This is a genomic window from Nocardia sp. NPDC058480 (assembly GCF_042720495.1).
GTDB lineage: Bacteria > Actinomycetota > Actinomycetes > Mycobacteriales > Mycobacteriaceae > Nocardia.
Map to the genome: position 1 here is coordinate 210,270 of NZ_JBHXMN010000002.1, position 18,118 is coordinate 228,387.

The window sequence follows — 18,118 nt, forward strand, 5'->3', positions numbered from 1 at the left end:
GATTTGCCCGCCGGTTGCGGACAAATGTCGATGCGACACAGGCATTTTCGGACGCTATGGTCGAATATCGACTGCAGGAGGGTGTTATGTCGAACGACCATGATGGTACGAAAAATCTGAAGGAGAACAGGGTCGCGGAGGGCGATCCTGTTCGGTCCGGCGCGGTCTTGTCGGATGGCGCGCCGTTGCATCCGGCGCCGAGTGAATGGGACATGCGCGCCTTCGAAGCGCTGTTCGCGCCGGTGCGGTTGTGGACCAGCCCGAAGTTCTACGGTCTGGAGAACATCCCGGCCGAAGGGCCGGTGCTGATCGTTGCCAACCACAATCTGCTCGGCGGGATCGACGCACCGCTGATCATGCCGGAGATCCTGCGGGTGCGCGGCAGACTGGTGCGCGGCCTGGCCGAGCATGTGCTGATGGTGCCCGGTGTGCGGGACTTCCTGCATCATTTCGGCGCTGTCCGTGGCACCCGCTCGAACTGCCTGGCGCTGCTCGAGCGCGGGGAAGCGGTGGTGGTGTTCCCCGGTGGTGGCCGCGAGGCGATCCGCCGCAAGGGCGAGAAGTACGTGCTCAAGTGGGAGGGCCGCACGGGTTTCGCGCGGATGGCGATTCAGGCGGGGGTGCCCATCGTGCCGCTGGCGATGATCGGCATCGACGACGCCTACGACATCGTCTTCGACGGTCAGCATCCGGTGATGGCTCCGCTGCGCTGGACCTGCCGTCTGCTCGGCATCAATCCCGAGCTGAACCCGCCGCTGGTCAAGGGTGTCGGCCCGACGGTACTGCCCCGCCCGGAGCGGTTCTACTTCTCCGCGGGTGCCCCCATCGACCCCACGCCGTGGATGGAAGCCGACGACCTCGACGGTGCGGCCGCCGATCTGCGCGATGTGGTGCGCAAGGGTCTCGAAGAAGAACTGCAGTTCCTGTTCAACGAGCGCGCACGCGATACCGGCCGCACCATGGTCGGCCGCCTGCGCAACGTACTGCCCTGGTGACCGGAACCGCCTGATCGGCTGGATCGGCGCCGCGGTGCAGACGCGCACATGTGTGCGGAATGCCCGCGGCGCCGATCTCGCTACCCCCACCGCGTGACCGCCGCCGAGTTGCTGATCTGGGAGATGACCGCGCCGCTAGACCTTGCGGATGACGGTGACGACCTTGCCCAGAATTTGCGCGTCGTTGCCGGGGATCGGCTCGAAATGCGGGTTGTGCGGCATCAGCCACACGTCCTTGCCACTGCGCTTGAAGGTCTTCACGGTGGCCTCGCCGTCGATCATCGCGGCGACGATGTCGCCACCTTCGGCGACATTCTGCTGACGCACCACAACGAAGTCGCCGTCGCAGATCGCCGCGTCGATCATCGACTGGCCGACCACCTTGAGCAGGAACAGCGAACCCTCGCCGACGAGTTCGCGCGGCAGCGGGAAAACGTCTTCCACGGCCTGCTCGGCCAGGATCGGGCCACCGGCGGCGATCCGTCCCAGGACCGGGACGAACGTCGGTGTCGGGCGGCTCGGGTCGACCTCGTCGGTCTGCTGGGGCAGCGTGGTGACCGAGCGGACCGCCTCATCGAGCCCGCGGACATTCACCGCGCGCGGTCGATTCGGGTCGCGGCGTAGATAGCCCTTGCGTTCGAGGGCGCGCAGTTGATGGGCCACCGAGGAGGTGGAGGTGAGGCCGACCGCGTCGCCGATCTCGCGGATGCTGGGGGGATAGCCCCGTTCGGTCACCGAGGAACGGATGACATCGAGGACTGTGCGCTGACGCACGGTGAGATCCGTCCCGGATCCCGATGTGACGGTGCCGGTGCCGCTTTCGTCACCCGTGTCGTCTGTGTGGGTCACCGTGTCCCGCCCTTCTGAGTTGTCGAATTCGCCATCTCGAGGCTAGTCGGGCCACGCCGAACAATCAAACATCTGTTCGAGCATGTCGGGCGTTTCGTGCTGACAGGGGCACGGCAATCTGGTAGAAATCGAACATCAGTTCGTCGCACAGGTGTTCGAACAGCGGGAGGCATCGCCGCCTCACCAGTACTTTCTCGCAGCAGCGGAGCACACCACCCCGGAGGTTCTTCCGATGAGCACAGCAACCAGCGCCCTGCGTTCCTCAGACCCCATCCCGGTCTCGGAGTCGATTCTCCGCCGACGCCGGACCGCCCGCGCTCCACGGCCTTTCGCCTTGGTCCGACCGGCGATGCCGGAGTCGGCAGGCGTCGAAGAACAGGCGGTCGAAGCGCCGACCGCGAGCGCTGCCTCGACCCGCGCGCCCGCGACGACGTCCGCGGATGTCGCGCGCAGTATCGTCCGGTCCGGCGTGTTGAGTACGCCGGCGGACGGACTGCCCGCCGCCGATATCGTTCGCGGCGCTCGGCGTATCGAACTCACCGACGCCGAGCTCGATCTCGCCTTCGCCACCGTGCCCCGCAGCGAACCCGCGCGCCGAACCCGCGAGGTCGCTCGCCCGTCGGCGGATCGCGGCCCACATCATCGCGCACCGCGCAGCGAACTCTCGCTGTATGCCCGCGGTCCCGTGCGCGCCGGCCGTGCGCAGGGCTTGCATCCGCTGCACCGAGTCGAACAGGCCAAGGTCGGGTTCGCCGCGCTGGCCGTGACGGCGCTGGTGACCGCGCTGATCGTCGTGGCCTTTCTCGGACTGGCGCACGTACGCGCCGGCAGTTTCGTCGACCACGTCGACTCGACGATCCCCGGAATCTCGGAGCAGGCGGAGTTCGGGTCCGGCGCGCGGTTCGAGCCGGGGCGATGAGTCGAAAACAGCTGCGCGGAAACGTTTTCGGAAACGTTTCCGGCGGTGAGCGAGATCGTCGGTATCGGCGAATCGCACCCTGAAACTAGAACACGTTGCTACGGTGACGGGCATCCTGAATCGGGGCGGGGCCCCGGTCGAACCCGGATGCGAGGTTTCGGTGCGCCGCTGCACGATCGCTCTTCTCATGAGCCTGGTCCTCGGTGCGGTACTCGCACCCGCCGCGCACGCGGCCCCCGCCTACGCCGAGTACCTCGACCTGCCCGCCCTCAACGGCGACGGCGAGCAGGCAGGCGCCCTGCACCCGGCACTCCCGACCGCCGAGCCCCTCCTCTGGGATGCGCTGGAGCACGCACGGTCCGACGGTATCGATCCCGCACGCTATTCGACCCTGCTGCACCAGTATTGGCTCGTCGTAGCCACCGACAACGCCGCCATCGACCTCGATGCCTGGGCGCCCTACCGCGGCGTAGCGGAGAATACGGCCACCTTCACCCAGGTGTATGTGAACTACTTTCGCATCGCCGCCGCCCGCCCCGACTTCTACTGGGCAGGCCTCGCCGGCATCGCGGGCGGCTCCTTCGCCTCGGGGTTCTTCGATATCGGTGATGTCTCCACCGTGCTCTCGGTCGGCGGCATCCACGAACTCGGCAACGTCGTCTCCGACCTGCTGCGTGCCACCCCGCCGCAGCTCCTGTCGGGGGTGCCCCGCGACATCACCGCGCTGGCCACTCTCGCCCCGCGGTTGACCCCCGCCGATCTGGCCTGGTACCAAACGCGGCTGATGATCATGCAGAAACACATCTTCACCGACCTGGTGCCGATGCACGAGGCCTACCTCGCCGAGGGGATGGCAGGCATCGACGAGATGTTCGCGGCCGGTCTGCTCGACGACCGCATGCTCACGGCCTGGCGTGGGATCGACGGTGGCACCGAGGCAGGCCGCGCCGACGCGCTGGTCGCCATGACCGATCGGGAGCAGAACCACATCGTCGCCGACCAATGGGACGCGACCGCGACTGGTCGCGACGGCATGGGCCGGGTGCTCACCTATGTCACCACGGTCGCGGGCAAGCCGGGTCTGGCCGGTACCCGCGCACCCGGCGTCTACGCACCGGCGACGGTGTGGTCGCCGATCGCCGCGGGGAGCCCGCTGGGGCTGCGGATGCCGCTGCCCGCGTTCAACTGGGCCGACCGCGACGCCCGCTGGGCTTACCTCATCGCCGACCTGGTGCCCCGCCAACTCGACCTCGTCGCCGACCCCGCGCACGCGGTGACGGTGTATCGGGAACCGTTCGCCGTCAAGCTCGACCGGGGTCGGCTGCTCGCCCGGCTGCCCGACATCATCGCGGACCTGACCACGCAGTGGCAGGTTGTGCCATCCTGACCGGTATCCTGTCAAGAGCCATGGAATAGAAATGCGCATCGACGAAGGAACCCTCGGATGCATTGCCCGTATTGCCGACACCCCGACTCGCGCGTCGTCGACTCGCGGGAAGTCGAGGAGGGCACCGCGATCCGCCGCCGTCGTTCCTGCCCGAGCTGTGCGCGCCGATTCACCACTGTCGAAACGGCGATTCTGTCGGTGGTCAAGCGCAGTGGCGTGACCGAGCCGTTCAGCCGCGAGAAGGTGATCGTCGGTGTCCGCCGGGCCTGCCAGGGCCGGGAAGTCGATGACGACGCACTGAACCTGCTCGCCCAGCAGGTCGAAGACGCGGTGCGGGCCAAGGGTTCTCCCGAGGTACCCAGCCACGAGGTCGGTCTTGCCATCCTCGGCCCGCTGCGCGACCTCGACGAAGTGGCGTATCTACGCTTCGCCTCGGTGTACCGATCCTTCACCAGCGCAGCTGATTTCGAACGCGAGATCACCGAGATGCGGGCGGCCCGCGCGGCGGCCGCGGTCGCCGCGACCGACTGATCTACGACCCAGGTTCAGCGCCGGGCCCGTCCACCGGCATCGCCTCGCGACATCCCCGCTGTCTCGGCCTACCTCTCGCAGCGCTTGGTCCATCAGTCGTCGGTGGCTGATCCTCCACGCCCGCACCGGTTTCAGCGACGGATCGTGCTGATCGTCTTCTCGATGCGCTTGGCCGACACCGGGTACGGCGTGCCCAACTTCTGCGCGAACAGGCTGACCCGCAGCTCCTCGATCATCCACCAGATCTCGGTGACCTCGCGGGCGTTCTTGCGGCCGGGAGGCAGCGCGCGGACGAGCTTGTCGTAGGCGGCGAGCATCCGGTCCACCTCGACCATGGCCTGACGGTCGCGCACCGCCGATCCGGGTAGCGATTGCAGGCGCTGTGCCGCGGCGAGGAGGTAGCGCGGGAGTTCACCCAGCCGCACCCGTCCCCATTCGGCGACGAAACCGGGGAACAGCAGGTCGTCGAGTTGCTGGCGGACATCGTCGGCGATATCGGTTTCGAGGGTGTCGGCCAGCGCCGCGCGCGCCTGCTGGGCGGCGGACAGTACCGGCACGACGGTGCGGATCAGGGCGACGACCGCCGTGGACAGTTGCGGTCGGACGGTCGCGACCAGCTTGTCGAACTCCTCGGGCGTGCGAACCGGGCCGCCCGCTGTGGCGATGAGTTCGTCGGCGGCGGCGATCCGGCAGTCTTCTACCAGGTTGTCGAGCGACCCGTCGGGGTTCTGGCTCAACGCCAGCCGATCGCGGGCGGGCAGTCCGGCGGTGACCGCGCGAGTCGAGGTCGGGATCGCGGCGAGCAGCAGGGTGCGCACACCGGCTCGCATCGCGGCCGCCTGCTCGCCGGGCGAGCTCAGTACGCGCACCGCGACGCCCTCGCCCTCGGGGACCAGTGCCGGGTACCCCGTCACGGTCTGGCCTGCGACTTCGCGGCTGACGGTCGGCGCGACCGAACCAAGGGATTCCGAGGTCCACACCGTCGCGGGCGCACGCTCGGCACCGGCGGTGGCACGCGCGACCGACGCTGAAACCTGTTTTGCCAGTTGTGCTTTCAGCTGCTGGAGGCTCTTGTTCTTGGCGAGCACCTTGCCATTGCGATCGACCGCGGCGAAGGTCATGCGCAGATGATCGGGCAGCGCGGCGGGGGAGAGGTCGTCGGCGGTGATGGTGACCGAACCCAGCCGGGACAGTTCCCGCGAGAGCCCCGTGCGCAGCGGCTCGGCGCGCGGAGTCAGCGCGCGCAACGCCGCCGCCGCGAAGTCGGGCGCGGGAACGATCGCGCGCCGCAACGCTTTCGGAAGAGTCTTGATGAACGTGGCAGCGAGTTCTTCGCGCATGCCCGGCACCAGCCAGTCGAAGCCGACCGCCCGCACGTGCGCGAGCTGCTCCACCGGGATCCGCGCGGTGACGCCGTCGTCGTCTTGGCCGGGCTCGAACTGGTAGGTCAGCGGGAAGCTGAGTTCACCCTGGCGCCAGGCGTCGGGGAAGTCGGTCGGGTCGAGCGTGGCGATGCCGGCATTGACCACGGTGTCGGTCGAGAAGTCCAGCAGCGCGGGATCGTTGCGCTCGGTCTTGCGCCACCAGCTGTCGAAATGGCGCACCGACACGATGTCGGCGGGGATGCGCTTGTCGTAGAACTCGAACAGCACTTCGTCGTCGACGAGGATGTCGCGCCGCCGCGCCCGATGTTCGAGGTCGGCGACATCGTCGATCAGGGCCCGGTTGCGGGCGAAGAACCCGTGCCGCGTCTGCCATTCGCCCTGTACCAGGGCGTGGCGGATGAACAGCTCGCGCGACAGCTCCGGGTCGATGCGCCCGAAGTCCACCGGCCGCCCGGTCACCAAGGGCACGCCGTACAGCGTCGCCCGCTCGTAGGCGCGTGCCGAGCCGCGCTTGGACGACCAATGTGGTTCGGAATAGGTACGTTTCACCAGGTCGCCGGCGAGCCGTTCGGCCCACTCCGGCTCCACCTTCGCCGCGATCCGCCCCCACAGTCGCGAGGTCTCCACCAGTTCGGCCGCCATCACCCAGCGCGGCGCCTTCTTGGCCAGCGACGATCCGGGGAAGATCATGAACTTCGCATTGCGCGCCCCGAGGAACTCCCGCGACTCCGCTTCGCGCACACCGATATGCGACAGCATGCCCGCCAGCAGCGACTGGTGGATCTGGGTACTCGGCCACGGCATCGCGTCATCGTCGGACGAATCCGCCGATCCGCCAACGGCTTTCGCGGACACTGCGTGCTGGCCGGCACCGCCGCCACGTCGAGATCGTCCAGCTGCCCGGCGCGAACCTTCGTCCTGTGTGTCCGCACGGCCGACGGTGGTGTTCGCCCCGGAGGTCGACTCCGTCACCGCGCGTTGGGCATTCCCGCGGCCGCGACCACGGCGTCCACGATTGCCGCCGGCGCCCTCGGCGGTGCTACCACCGGCAGCCGCGGTGCGCCCGCCGGGCGTTGTGGTGTCGGAGTTCGTCTGTCCCCGGCTCGCGCCCGCGTCGTTCCAGCCCATCCCGCGGGCGATCGTGCGCAACTGGCCGTGCAGGTCCTGCCACTCCCTGATGCGCAGGTAGTGCAGGAATTCCTCGCGACACATCCGGCGGAACTGGTTGGACGACAGCGACTTGCGCTGCTCGGTGAGGTAATCCCACAGCCGCAGGTAGGCCAGGAAGTCCGAGCCTTCGACGACGAAGCGCGCATGCTGGGCATCGGCTGCCTGCTGATGCTCGACGGGGCGTTCGCGCACATCCTGAATCGAGAGCGCCGCGACAATGATCAGCACCTCGTCCAGGCACCCGTTGCGCTGCGCCTCGACGAGCATGCGCGCCATCCGCGGATCCACCGGCAGCTGCGCCATCTCCCGCCCGATCGGCGTGAGCGTGAGATGTCCACCCGAATCAGCTTCGCCGTCAACAGATTTCGTGCTGCCGTGCGCCAGCGCGCCCAGTTCTTCGAGCAGGGCGATGCCGTCGCGGATGGCACGACGGTCGGGTGCCTCGACGAACGGGAAACTCTCGATATCGCCCAGCCCCAGCGCCGTCATCTGCAGGATGACCGCCGCGAGGTTGGTGCGCAGGATCTCCGGCTCGGTGAACGCGGGCCGCGCCTCGAAATCGTCCTCGGAGTACAGCCGGATACAGATACCGTCGGCGACGCGACCACAGCGACCCGATCGCTGCCGCGCCGAGGCCTGGGAGACCTCTTCGATCGGCAGCCGCTGCACCTTCGTGCGCATCGAATAGCGCGAGATGCGAGCCGTACCGGGGTCGATGACGTAGCGGATGCCCGGCACCGTCAGCGAGGTCTCGGCGACATTGGTGGCCAGCACCACCCGGCGCCCGGTATGCGGGGCGAAGACTTTGTGCTGTTCGGCGGCCGACAGGCGCGCGTACAGCGGCACGATCTCGGTGCGGGGGAGTTTCAGATCGCGGAGGGCGTCGGCGGTGTCGCGGATCTCGCGTTCGCCCGACAGGAACACCAGCACATCACCGTCGCCCTCGGCGAACAGCTCGACAACCCCGTCGGCGATGGCGTCGGTGGGATCGCGGTCGACGACGCGGGTGTCCTCGTCATCGTCCGATCCAGGTAGTTCCAGCGACAGCGGCCGGTACCGCAACTCCACCGGATACGACCGACCCGACACTTCGACGATCGGCGCGGGCGTGCCTTGCGCGTCCGCGAAGTGGCGGGCGAACAGTTCGGGATCGATCGTCGCCGAGGTGATGATCACCTTGAGATCGGGTCGCTGCGGCAGCAACTGCTTGAGATAGCCGAGCAGGAAGTCGATATTGAGGCTGCGTTCGTGGGCCTCGTCGATGATGATCGTGTCGTAGCGGCGCAGCATCCGGTCGCGCTGGATCTCGGCGAGCAGGATGCCGTCGGTCATGAGTTTGACCAGCGTGCGATCCGAAGCCTGATCGGTGAATCGGACCGTGTAGCCGACCACGTCACCCAGTTCGGTACCCAGTTCCTCGGCGATGCGTTCGGCCACCGTGCGCGCGGCGAGCCTGCGCGGCTGGGTGTGGCCGATGGTGCCGCGGATCCCGCGACCGAGTTCGAGGCATATCTTGGGGATCTGGGTGGTCTTGCCGGAACCGGTCTCACCGGCCACGATCACGACCTGGTTGGCGGCGATGGCGGCGGCGATGTCGTCGCGGCGCGCGGAAACGGGGAGTTGTTCCGGGTAGGTGATCCGCGGAAGCGCCGCGCGGCGATTGGCCACGCGGGTCTCGGCGGTGGCGATCTCGGCCTCGATGGCGGGCAAGTCGTCGGGGCGCGCACGGTCGAGCTTGCGCTGGAGCCGATGTTCATCGCGCAGCGAGACCTCCGCCAGGCGGGTGCGCAGCGCGCGGGTTCCGGTGCTAGCTGTTCTGGTCATTGCGCCTACCAGCGTAGCGAGGCCCGCCACCGGTTTTCCCCTCGCGTGGCCCGCTCGCATGCTCGCGGAGACCAACGACACACCACGACACCGCCCGTCGCGGTCCGCGCGTCTGGGTGACACCGCGCGACGCGATGGCTCATGCGACGACGAACTCCCGGTCAGCGGGGGTCCATCATGCGAGGATCCGGGCATGAGCGGTCAGCAGGCACCTCGCGTCGCCACTCAGAGCGCGGCGACCAGGCGAAAGGGACACAGCATGAGCGCATCGGTGCGAACGGCGTGGTGGATCAGGGCCTATCGGCTCGGTTTCGGCCTGCTGGGAGTTGTCGTCTTGCTGTGGATTCCCGTGCGCAATATCGACTCGGCGACCTTCTCGCTCACCAACTATCTGAGCTACTTCACCATCGAGTCCAACATTCTGGGCGTGATCGTGCTGCTCATCGGTGGTCTGGTCGCACCGCAGGGCCGCGGCTGGCAGCTGTTGCGTGGTGCCGTCACGCTCTACATGCTCATCACGATGGTCGTCTACGCGGTGCTGCTGTCGCGGATCGATGTGATGCTCAACGACAAGTGGATCAACGACCTCATGCACCGCTACCTGCCGTTGATCCTGGTGCTGGACTGGATGTTCGTCGCGATGGCGCGGCGATTGCGGCCGAGTCCGGCGCTGATCGGCCAGTGGTTGATCTTCCCGCTCGTCTACGGCGTCTACAGCCTGATCCGCGGTCCGATCGTCGACTGGTATCCCTACCCGTTCATCAACCCCACCGACCAGGGTTATCTGTCGATGGCGATCGGACTGGTCGTGCTCACGCTGGTGTTCGCGGTGCTGGCGGTAGCCATGGCTTCGCTGGGCGATCTGCCCGCGTGGTGGCGCGAACGCAAGGCCGAAGACTGACCACGCGACGGGCCCGGCGCGCGCGTCGCGGTGCGGTGGGGTAAATGTGGACCCATGAATGCGCTCTGGCACGGATTCGCTGATATGGGTGCCGTCAATCGTGACGGTGCGTTCGTTATCGCTCGCGGCGAGGGCGCTTACGTCTTCGATACCGCGGGCAAGCGCTACCTCGACGCCACCGCTGGGCTGTGGTTCGCCAACGTCGGGCACGGTCGCGGTGAGATCGCCGACGCGGTCGCCGACCAGTTGCGCACTATCGCGCACTACTCCAACTTCGGCGACCTCACCGAAGCCCCCACCCAGGAACTCGCCGAGAAACTCTCGTCGATCGCCCCCGTTCCCGGCAGCAAGATCTTCTTCACCTCCGGTGGCTCCGATTCGGTGGAGACCGCGGCCAAACTGGCCCGCCGCTACTGGTACGAACAGGGCCGCGCCGACAAGAAGATTCTGGTCGGCCGCCGGTTGGCCTACCACGGCATGCATTACGCGAGCACCTCGCTCGGCGGTCTGACGCCGAACAAGGAGGGCTACGGCGTGCTGGTCGACGACACCCGCACCGTCGAATGGGACGACGCCAAATCGCTGCTCGCCCTGATCGAAGAGGTCGGCGCCGAGCAGATCGCCGCGTTCTTCTGCGAACCGATCATCGGTGCCGGTGGGGTGTACCTGCCGCCCGATGGCTATCTGGCCGAGGTCCGCCAGATCTGCCGTGACCACGACATCCTCTTCGTCGCCGACGAGGTCGTCACCGGTTTCGGCCGCATCGGCGGCTCCTGGTTCGCCTCCACCCGCTTCGACCTGCAGCCCGATCTGATGACGACGGCCAAGGGCCTCACCTCCGGCTACGTCCCGATGGGCGCGGTCTTCATCGCCCCCCACCTGGCCGAGCCGTTCTTCGCCGGCGGCACCTGGTTCCGCCACGGCTACACCTACGGCGGCCACGCCGGTGCCGCCGCCGCAGCCCTGGCCAACCTCGCCATCGTCGAACGCGAAGGCCTCATCGAGGAAGCCGCCCGCCTCGAATCCACCCTGCACACCGCGTTGGCCCCGTTGGCCGATCACCCCCGCGTCGCCGAAGTCCGCAGCGGCCTCGGCGCCGTAGCCGCAGTCCAACTCGCCGACCCCGCCGAAGGTCCCGCCCTGGTGAGAACCTTGCGCGAACACGGCATCTCGGGCCGCGCCGCCGGTGCGGGCGCCATGCAGATCTCGCCGTCGTTCGTCATGACCGACGCGCAGGTCGCCGAGCTCGCGGACGGATTCGCCCGCGCCCTCGGCTGATTCGTCCACCGGTTCCGTCAGCGGACCTCGCAGGCGGAACCGGCCTCACGGTGTCGACATCACCTCGCGCGGAATCAGGAAGGTTCGAGCCCCAGGGTGAAGAATCGGCTCAGTGGGTCGGGGGAGTAGCTGCCGAACGGGCCGCACTCGATGAATCCGTGGCGCAGGTAGAGGCGGCGGGCCGGGGCGAAGAAGTCCTCGGCGCCGGTTTCCAGGCTCAGCCGCCGGTACCCGCGTTCTCGGGCTACCTCGACCAGGTGGGCGAGCACCGCGGCCGCGACTCCACGGCCGGTGAATCCCTCGGCGGTGCGCATGGACTTGATCTCGGCGTGCCGGTCGTCGAGTTCCTTCAGCGCAGCGCACCCGGCGAGGTCGTCGCCGGACCACGCGCTCCACACCGTGACCGCGGGATCGCGCAGGGCGGTGAGGTCGAGGGCGTGCATGCTGCAGGCGGGGGTGGTGTCCGCCATTTCCGCGTGGTGAGCGGCCAGCAGGGTCCGGATTTCCGCGCCGGTGAGATCATCGGCCACCACGCGAAGCTGGTCGACCGCGGCGGTTGGGTTATCGGTCATCAGTCCAGTTTGCAGATCGATGCCGATGCCCATCGATCCGGGTCGGTCACTATGGGAGTGACCTCGCCGTGCTGAGCGAGCGGTGCTGAGGGCGCAGCGCGAGGGTCTCGCTGGAGTGGCCGTCGGCGTGCGGCGTCGCGATGAGGTGCGCCCTGACCGCGGAAAACGCCCCAGGGCACCACCGTGGGTGCGAGCATGGTGGTGCGGGTGTCGACTCGAAAGTGGTGGGGTGTGGCCGATTTCGTGGAGCAGTATGCGTTCGTGCGGTGGCCGGTGGTCGCCGCGTTCGTGCTGGCGTCGCTGATCGTGGCGACCCGGTTGACCAGGCGAACGCCGCCGGCGCACCGAGTCGATACCGCGTCCGACAGCGCGCACCTGCTCATGTGCCTGGTGATGCTGGCGATGCTGGTGTTCCCCGCCGCCACCGACCCGCACGCGATGCGCGGGCTGCTCACCGCCCTCACCGTCGCGTTCGCGATCCTGCTCGCCGAACGCATCATGGGGTGGCGCACCGGATCGGCACCCGACCCCATGTTGGCACTGGGCTATCACACCGTCGCCGCGGCGGCGATGCTCTACGCGATGACCGGGCACGGGGCGGTGCACGGCGCCGGTGGGGCGAGCTGGCCCGCCGTCGTGCTGGCGGTGCTGTTCGGCTTCGATGCGCTGCTCACGCTCGGTACGGTCGGTCACCGGTCACGCTGGCACCGCTTCGTCCATCCCGCCGGTTCCCACCCGCTGACCTCGGCGCTGGTGCCCCATGTGGCGATGGATATCGGGACCGCGTTCATGCTGATCGCCGCGATCGGCCGGTGAATACCGATCCACAACGGCTTGCGCTGCGAATTGCCTTAGTGCGGGCAGGAATTCGACGATGAGCGGGCAGCGCGGTCCCCAACCGCCGCCGGGGGGCCGCGGCGGCGGTACGCGGGTACCCCCGATCGTCTCCGGCGCCGACGATCGCGAGGAGATGCGCGCGCTCTACCGCTCCACCGGCGCCGCCGCGTTCGGGTTGGCCCTGCGGGTGCTGCATCGTCGTGGCGCCGCCGAAGATGTTGTCCGTGAGGGATATCGGCGGGCGAGAGCGGCGCAGTGGATCCTCGACGAGGACGACACCAACCGGGATTGCGACTTCCACCCGGCCGAATCCGCCGACGACACTGCGGCGGGCACGCCGCCACGTCCCGGTCCGGACCTCGGCACACCATGGGGCCGTTCGGCATTCGTCGCGACCGAACAGCGTTCCGATCTAGCTCCGCCCACCTACGGTTCGATGGACGTAGCGTTCGGTCGAGGCGTCGTCTACACCAACGACGGTTCCCGCCGGTCCGATCATGCGGGTGCCGACCACGCCGATTCCCGGTCCGGGGAACCAGACCACCTCGGCGCCGACTACCCGGACGCTCGCGATGACGGCACCGACGGTGCGGGTCATGGCAACTCCGACCCCCGCCATCCCGAACCGGACCACGCGGAATTTGCCCATCCCGGACTTGTTCACCCCGGCCACGGCAATGCCGGTACAGAAGACCGATGGGGCTTCGGTACGGCGGGACCGGGCGACCCCGGCAGCGATACAGAACTGGACCACCCCGGCGCAGCTCATATCGCCCATCCCGGCCTGGCGTTCACCCCCGATCAGTCCTGGCTACTTGCCCAGATCCATCGTCTCGCGGTCCAGCGCCTTCGCCTGGACCGCCGCGGCGGCGACGACATGCCATGGCTCGCGGCCGCGGCCAGGCTCGGCTTCGACGATCCACTCGACAGCCACTGCGAAGTCTTCGTCCTCGCCTACTACGGCGGCCGCACCTACCGTGCCATCGGCCGCGAACTGGGCCTGCGCGTGCCGATGGTCACGAGACTGCTGGCCGAAAGCATCGAACGGCTCGCCGAGCAGCGGATCGACCGATGGACGGCCACACAGTCGTGGTGCCCGCCCGGCTCGGTGCTGTCGCTGGCCGACGCCTACGCCCTCGACGCGGTCGCCGAACTCGAACATCACCACATCGAGAACAGACTCACCGCCACCACCGCGAACAGCCTGTCGCAGTTCGCCACCCGTGTCCGCGGTGTGCACGAAGTGCTCGCACTGCTCGCCGCCGACGACCAGCACACCCCGCCCCGCATGCTCGAAACCCGCATCCTCGCCGACCTGGGCACCGACGCACCGCAGCGGCGCGGCCACTGGACGGCCAGACCCCCCTGGCTGCGCCGCTTCGGCAGTCAACCGGAAAGTTAGAGCACCACCACGTGATCTTCGGCGACCCGCCCGCCGAGTCGAACCCACCCGTCGGAGTCCCATTCGGTGTAGAGCTGCGAGCCCAGCCCCTGCGTGATGATCAGCCCGCGACGCAACTGCCCGGTGAGCGCGACCGCGGCGGCCCCGGTCGCCTCGTCCTCGGCGATGCCCATCGCGGGAGCGAACATCCTGGCCCGCAGCGCACCGCGCGTCTCGTCGGTCCAGGCCCAGAAGAAATGCTGACCATCGGTGAAGTCGCCGGGCGACAAGGCCGCCAGCGCCTCGGCCGACTCCAGTTGCTGGAAGGCGAATTTCGGTGCCCACTCGGCGCGCGCGGTGATCCAGGTCAGACCGTCGGTCTGGGTGACGGCCACCGGGCCCGCGGGCACCTGCAAGGTGTGCACCGGAGTGCGCTGGACATCCAGCCACCACGCGGTGCCGACGGTGGGATGCCCGGCGAAGGGCAACTCGACGGCGGGCGTGTAGATGCGGACGTCGGCGACGCCGTCGACAGGCTCGGAGACCACCGTGGTCTCGCTGAATCCCAGCCGCGCCGCCAGCTCCTGCTTGTCGAGGGCGACAACATCGCCCGCGCGGGCGATGCCGAGCGCATTGCCGAGATTTCCGGCCGGATCGGTGAACACGCGGACGACCTCGACCTGGATATCCGGGGCATCTGGCACATCATGTGCGTTCATGAGCGCGAGCCTACCGGCCCGCACAGCGGCGCCGACCGCACCGTGAGCGCGGCGGACGTGTCCGCACCCCACAGCAGCGGCCCCGACCCGGAATCCGGATCGGGGCCGCGCAAACGCCTAGAGCAGTGTCTCGAATCAGACGGCAGCCGAGGCCAACGCCTCGGTCGACGCCACCGCCTGGCCGACGCCTGCGACGATCGCCGCCGCCCGCAGCGACTCGAAGATCACCTCGCGCGACACACCGGCCTCGCGCAGCGTCTTCTCGTGCGCCTCGAGGCAGTGCGCGCAGCCGTTGATCGAGGAGACCGCGAACGACCACAGCTCGAAATCCGCCTTGTCGACGCCGGGGTTGCCGATGATGTTCATCCGCAGACCCGCCCGCAGGTCGTCGTAACGACCGTCCAGGAACGCCTTACCGCGGTAGAACACGTTGTTCATGCCCATGATCGACGCGGCACCGAGCGCGGCGTCGTACGCCTCGGCCGAGAGCACGTCGGCGGCCTCTTCGGCGATCTCGCGCAGGGTGGTCGCCGACCGGGTGGCCGCGGCCGAAGCGAGCAAGGTGCCCCACAGCTGCTGCTCGTTGAGCACCGTGGTGCGGGCCAGCGAGGACAGATTGAGCTTGAGGTCCTTGGCGTACTCGGGAAGAGAGTTCTTCAGGTTCTCGATGCTCATGACAGTGGGGCTCCTCTGGGGGTATTTCGGTGGGGAAGGGTGAATCAGACGCTGGCCGAAAGGAGTTCGCCCGCGTCGATGGTCGGGTCGCCCTTCTTCCAGTTGCAGGCGCACAGCTCGTCGGACTGCAGGGCGTCGAGCACGCGCAGCACCTCGTCGACATTGCGGCCGACCGAACCGGCGGTCACCGAGACGAACTGCACCTCGTTGTTCGGGTCGACGATGAAGGTGGCGCGATCGGCGACGCCGTCGGCGTTGAGAACACCGGTGGCGGTGGCCAGTTCACGCTTGAGGTCCGACAGCATCGGGAAGGGGAGGGTCTTGAGGTCCTCGTGCTGGGCGCGCCACTGGAAGTGCACGAACTCGTTGTCCACCGAGGCGCCGAGCACCTGGGTGTCGCGGTCGGCGAACTCGTCGTTCAGCTTGCCGAACGCGGCGATCTCGGTCGGGCACACAAAGGTGAAGTCCTTGGGCCAGAAGAACACGATGCGCCACTTGCCCGCGTGGTCGTCGCTGGTGATCTGGGTGAAGTAATCGTCGGGCTGCTGTGCGTCGACTTTGGAGAGATCGCCTCCGATGACGGCCTTGAGGTTGTATGCCGGGAACTGGTCGCCGATGGTCAGCAGAGCCATGCTTCGTCTCCTCATTCGTGGTGTGGTTGATGTGAGCCTACTGAAAGGTAAAGCCGATTGCTGGCCGTACACTGATAGGTGTGAGTGATCAGACTTATCAGCCAACCCTGTCGCAGCTGCGTGCGTTCGTGGCCGTCGCCGAATACCGGCATTTCGGCACCGCCGCAGCGCGTTTGACTGTGAGTCAACCCACGTTATCGCAGGCACTGGCATCACTGGAAAACGGACTCGGGCTCCAATTGATCGAGCGCAGCACCCGCCGCGTGCTGGTCACCGCCGCCGGGATGCGTCTGCTGCCGCAGGCAAGGGCGACGCTGGAAGCCGCCGATCGGTTCGTCGCCTCGGCGACCGGTGACACCCTCGGCGGCACGCTGCGCCTGGGCTTCATTCCGACCGTGGCGCCGTATGTGCTGCCCGAGCTGCTGCCCGAATTACGCCGCAAACTGCCCGGGGTGGTGCCCCAGGTGATCGAGGACCAGACTGCGCGGCTGCTCGACGGCCTGCGCACCGGTGTGCTCGATGTGGCGGTGCTGGCGCTGCCGAGCGAAGCGAGCGGCTTGGTCGAGATCCCGCTCTACAGTGAGGAATTCGTCCTGGTCACCCCGCGCGGCCACGACCTGGCCGGGCGCACCGACCTGGCCGCACCCGCGCTCGCCGATCTGCCACTGCTGCTGCTCGACGAGGGGCATTGTCTGCGCGATCAGACCCTTGACCTGTGCCGCTCGGCCGACGTGCAACCAGGGATGGTCGGTGACACCCGCGCGGCCTCGCTGACCACGGTCGTGCAGTGCGTGGCGGGCGGGCTGGGCGTGACACTCATCCCGGAGATGGCCGTGGCGGCCGAGACAGCGCGCGCGAGTCTGGACACCGCGCGCTTCGCCGACCCCGCCCCGGGCCGCACGATCGGGCTCGCCTATCGGGGGTCATCCGCGCGGGCCGCGGATTACGAATACCTGGCGGCGGTCATCCGTTCCAAGCGACCTTTCTGATTTCATCTGTTCGAACGACGAAATTCCTGACCGCCGGTGCTGTTCTTGAAAGCGGTGACGTTCCCGACTCGGGACCGACACGACTCGTAGTCAGACAGTCGAAGGAAATGGTCATGTACAAAGTCCGTTCAACCATCGCGGTGCTCGCTTGTGCGCCGCTGATCGCATTAGGTGCCGGTGTAGCCGGCGCAGCGCCCGCGGCGGATCCCGTCCCCGTCGCACCGGTTCCTGTTCAGGTCGAGCCCGTCGTGTTGTCGCCGTTCATCACCATCCCCGGCGCTTTCCTGGCGTGTCTTCCGGTCCTGGTGACAGTGCCGTTCCTCTACCCGGTATGCGTGGTCTGACCCGCCGATGCCAGCAACCATGAGGAGTAATCGAGTCACTCCCGCACCACAGTGCGGGAGTGTCCCTGTGACATGGCGTCGATGGTGGCAGGTCGCTGCCGCATTGCTGCTGATGTGGGCGACCGTCGGGACGGCGCAGGCAGCTGCCCCGGTGACCCTCGGTGGCGGATCGGGCATCATCTTCGACGACGGGTCGACCTGCACACTCACCACCATCGGCTTCGACGGCTCAGGTCAGCTGGTCGGCTTCACCGCGGGACACTGCGCGGTGGCCGGAGCCGGAGTATCGGCGGAAGCTGATCAAGAGGCCGGGTCCGTCGGCACCGTCGCGTTCACCAGTACCGACCTCGACTACGCGGTCATCCGCTTCGACGCGGGTCTGGTCAACCCGGTGAACTACGTCGGCTCGACTTCGATCACCGGTATCGGACTGCCCGCGCAGTTCCCGGCCGTCGCCTGCAAGGAAGGACGAACCACCGGGCAGACCTGCGGTTTGGTCTACGGCGATGTTTTCGGCGGCGCCAATTGGACGCTGACACAGATCTGCGTGATCGTCGGCGATTCCGGCGCGCCCGTGGTGGTCGGATCTACTCTCGTCGCCATTGTCAACGGCTACGTCGCGGTGCCGTGTCTCGGACCGCAGGTGGGCGCCAATTTCACCAGAATTCTCGACGATGTGAATGCCCGTGGCGGCCCAGGGGTGGGATTCCACCCGATCTAGCGCACGAGT

17 protein-coding genes are annotated in these 18,118 nt (G+C 67.9%); 11 read left to right on the forward strand and 6 right to left on the reverse strand.

Annotation, left to right across the window (positions count from 1 at the left end):
* Window positions 1-86 precede the first annotated feature (86 nt).
* Window positions 87-995 carry a lysophospholipid acyltransferase family protein gene (locus ACFWO8_RS06385; protein ID WP_378944503.1) on the forward strand — a complete coding sequence of 303 codons (909 nt, stop codon included), beginning with the start codon at window positions 87-89 and terminating at the stop codon, window positions 993-995.
* Between the two features lie 135 nt (window positions 996-1,130).
* On the opposite strand, the gene lexA is transcribed toward ACFWO8_RS06385, so the two are convergent.
* Entirely contained in the window at window positions 1,131-1,769 is a 639-nt protein-coding gene (gene lexA, locus ACFWO8_RS06390; RefSeq protein WP_235569435.1) for a transcriptional repressor LexA, read from the reverse strand.
* 307 nt (window positions 1,770-2,076) lie between these two features.
* Here lexA and ACFWO8_RS06395 point away from each other — a divergent pair, with 307 nt between their 5' ends.
* The 3 genes from ACFWO8_RS06395 (at window position 2,077) to nrdR (ending at window position 4,681) form a co-directional block, all read left to right on the forward strand.
* A complete protein-coding gene (locus ACFWO8_RS06395; RefSeq protein WP_378944507.1) occupies window positions 2,077-2,763 on the forward strand; it encodes a hypothetical protein in 687 nt (228 codons plus the stop codon).
* Window positions 2,764-2,950: 187 nt separating this feature from the next.
* Window positions 2,951-4,150, forward strand: a complete 1,200-nt coding sequence (locus tag ACFWO8_RS06400) for a hypothetical protein (RefSeq protein ID WP_378944510.1) — start codon at window positions 2,951-2,953, stop codon at window positions 4,148-4,150.
* 57 nt (window positions 4,151-4,207) lie between these two features.
* The gene (nrdR, locus tag ACFWO8_RS06405; RefSeq protein WP_378944515.1) at window positions 4,208-4,681 is read left to right on the forward strand and encodes a transcriptional regulator NrdR; all 474 of its coding nucleotides are present in this window, start codon (window positions 4,208-4,210) and stop codon (window positions 4,679-4,681) included.
* A 131-nt stretch (window positions 4,682-4,812) separates the two neighbouring features.
* Here nrdR and hrpA read toward each other — a convergent pair whose 3' ends face one another.
* Window positions 4,813-9,060, reverse strand: a complete 4,248-nt coding sequence (hrpA, locus tag ACFWO8_RS06410) for an ATP-dependent RNA helicase HrpA (protein ID WP_378944518.1) — start codon at window positions 9,058-9,060, stop codon at window positions 4,813-4,815.
* Window positions 9,061-9,319: 259 nt separating this feature from the next.
* On the opposite strand from hrpA, the gene ACFWO8_RS06415 reads away from it, so the two are divergent.
* The gene (locus ACFWO8_RS06415) at window positions 9,320-9,961 is read left to right on the forward strand and encodes a Pr6Pr family membrane protein (RefSeq protein WP_378944521.1); all 642 of its coding nucleotides are present in this window, start codon (window positions 9,320-9,322) and stop codon (window positions 9,959-9,961) included.
* A 54-nt stretch (window positions 9,962-10,015) separates the two neighbouring features.
* The gene (locus ACFWO8_RS06420) at window positions 10,016-11,239 is read left to right on the forward strand and encodes an aspartate aminotransferase family protein (RefSeq protein WP_378944524.1); all 1,224 of its coding nucleotides are present in this window, start codon (window positions 10,016-10,018) and stop codon (window positions 11,237-11,239) included.
* A 74-nt stretch (window positions 11,240-11,313) separates the two neighbouring features.
* On the opposite strand, the gene ACFWO8_RS06425 is transcribed toward ACFWO8_RS06420, so the two are convergent.
* Window positions 11,314-11,811 (reverse strand): GNAT family N-acetyltransferase, encoded by a 498-nt coding sequence (locus ACFWO8_RS06425; RefSeq protein ID WP_378944528.1) that lies wholly within the window; start codon window positions 11,809-11,811, stop codon window positions 11,314-11,316.
* A 207-nt stretch (window positions 11,812-12,018) separates the two neighbouring features.
* On the opposite strand from ACFWO8_RS06425, the gene ACFWO8_RS06430 reads away from it, so the two are divergent.
* Window positions 12,019-12,627, forward strand: coding sequence for a DUF5134 domain-containing protein (locus ACFWO8_RS06430; RefSeq protein WP_378944532.1), 609 nt, complete (start codon window positions 12,019-12,021; stop codon window positions 12,625-12,627).
* 58 nt (window positions 12,628-12,685) lie between these two features.
* Entirely contained in the window at window positions 12,686-14,050 is a 1,365-nt protein-coding gene (locus ACFWO8_RS06435; protein ID WP_378944535.1) for a hypothetical protein, read from the forward strand.
* On the opposite strand, the gene ACFWO8_RS06440 is transcribed toward ACFWO8_RS06435, so the two are convergent.
* The 3 genes from ACFWO8_RS06440 to ACFWO8_RS06450 all read right to left on the reverse strand — a co-directional run bounded on the left by ACFWO8_RS06440 (window position 14,047) and on the right by ACFWO8_RS06450 (window position 16,055).
* The gene (locus ACFWO8_RS06440; protein ID WP_378944539.1) at window positions 14,047-14,748 is read right to left on the reverse strand and encodes a PhzF family phenazine biosynthesis protein; all 702 of its coding nucleotides are present in this window, start codon (window positions 14,746-14,748) and stop codon (window positions 14,047-14,049) included. The genes ACFWO8_RS06435 and ACFWO8_RS06440 overlap by 4 nt on opposite strands.
* Window positions 14,749-14,883: 135 nt before the next feature.
* A complete protein-coding gene (locus ACFWO8_RS06445; protein ID WP_378905620.1) occupies window positions 14,884-15,423 on the reverse strand; it encodes a carboxymuconolactone decarboxylase family protein in 540 nt (179 codons plus the stop codon).
* Between the two features lie 44 nt (window positions 15,424-15,467).
* Window positions 15,468-16,055 (reverse strand): peroxiredoxin, encoded by a 588-nt coding sequence (locus ACFWO8_RS06450; RefSeq protein WP_266291067.1) that lies wholly within the window; start codon window positions 16,053-16,055, stop codon window positions 15,468-15,470.
* A gap of 80 nt (window positions 16,056-16,135) precedes the next feature.
* On the opposite strand from ACFWO8_RS06450, the gene ACFWO8_RS06455 reads away from it, so the two are divergent.
* From ACFWO8_RS06455 to ACFWO8_RS06465, 3 genes are all read left to right on the forward strand, one after another.
* Window positions 16,136-17,044 (forward strand): LysR substrate-binding domain-containing protein, encoded by a 909-nt coding sequence (locus tag ACFWO8_RS06455; RefSeq protein ID WP_378944544.1) that lies wholly within the window; start codon window positions 16,136-16,138, stop codon window positions 17,042-17,044.
* Between the two features lie 113 nt (window positions 17,045-17,157).
* Window positions 17,158-17,388 carry a hypothetical protein gene (locus ACFWO8_RS06460; protein WP_378944546.1) on the forward strand — a complete coding sequence of 77 codons (231 nt, stop codon included), beginning with the start codon at window positions 17,158-17,160 and terminating at the stop codon, window positions 17,386-17,388.
* 112 nt (window positions 17,389-17,500) lie between these two features.
* Window positions 17,501-18,109 (forward strand): serine protease, encoded by a 609-nt coding sequence (locus ACFWO8_RS06465; protein WP_378946182.1) that lies wholly within the window; start codon window positions 17,501-17,503, stop codon window positions 18,107-18,109.
* The last annotated feature ends 9 nt before the right edge of the window (window positions 18,110-18,118 follow it).

Coding starts and splice junctions, on each gene's coding strand:
- ACFWO8_RS06385 (WP_378944503.1), top strand. CDS start 87: ATGTCGAACGACCATGATGGTACGAAAAATCTGAAGGAGAACAGGGTC.
- ACFWO8_RS06395 (WP_378944507.1), top strand. CDS start 2,077: ATGAGCACAGCAACCAGCGCCCTGCGTTCCTCAGACCCCATCCCGGTC.
- ACFWO8_RS06400 (WP_378944510.1), top strand. CDS start 2,951: ATGAGCCTGGTCCTCGGTGCGGTACTCGCACCCGCCGCGCACGCGGCC.
- nrdR (WP_378944515.1), top strand. CDS start 4,208: ATGCATTGCCCGTATTGCCGACACCCCGACTCGCGCGTCGTCGACTCG.
- hrpA (WP_378944518.1), bottom strand. CDS start 9,060: ATGACCAGAACAGCTAGCACCGGAACCCGCGCGCTGCGCACCCGCCTG.
- ACFWO8_RS06415 (WP_378944521.1), top strand. CDS start 9,320: ATGAGCGCATCGGTGCGAACGGCGTGGTGGATCAGGGCCTATCGGCTC.
- ACFWO8_RS06420 (WP_378944524.1), top strand. CDS start 10,016: ATGAATGCGCTCTGGCACGGATTCGCTGATATGGGTGCCGTCAATCGT.
- ACFWO8_RS06425 (WP_378944528.1), bottom strand. CDS start 11,811: ATGACCGATAACCCAACCGCCGCGGTCGACCAGCTTCGCGTGGTGGCC.
- ACFWO8_RS06435 (WP_378944535.1), top strand. CDS start 12,686: ATGAGCGGGCAGCGCGGTCCCCAACCGCCGCCGGGGGGCCGCGGCGGC.
- ACFWO8_RS06440 (WP_378944539.1), bottom strand. CDS start 14,748: ATGAACGCACATGATGTGCCAGATGCCCCGGATATCCAGGTCGAGGTC.
- ACFWO8_RS06445 (WP_378905620.1), bottom strand. CDS start 15,423: ATGAGCATCGAGAACCTGAAGAACTCTCTTCCCGAGTACGCCAAGGAC.
- ACFWO8_RS06450 (WP_266291067.1), bottom strand. CDS start 16,055: ATGGCTCTGCTGACCATCGGCGACCAGTTCCCGGCATACAACCTCAAG.
- ACFWO8_RS06460 (WP_378944546.1), top strand. CDS start 17,158: ATGTACAAAGTCCGTTCAACCATCGCGGTGCTCGCTTGTGCGCCGCTG.
- ACFWO8_RS06465 (WP_378946182.1), top strand. CDS start 17,501: ATGTGGGCGACCGTCGGGACGGCGCAGGCAGCTGCCCCGGTGACCCTC.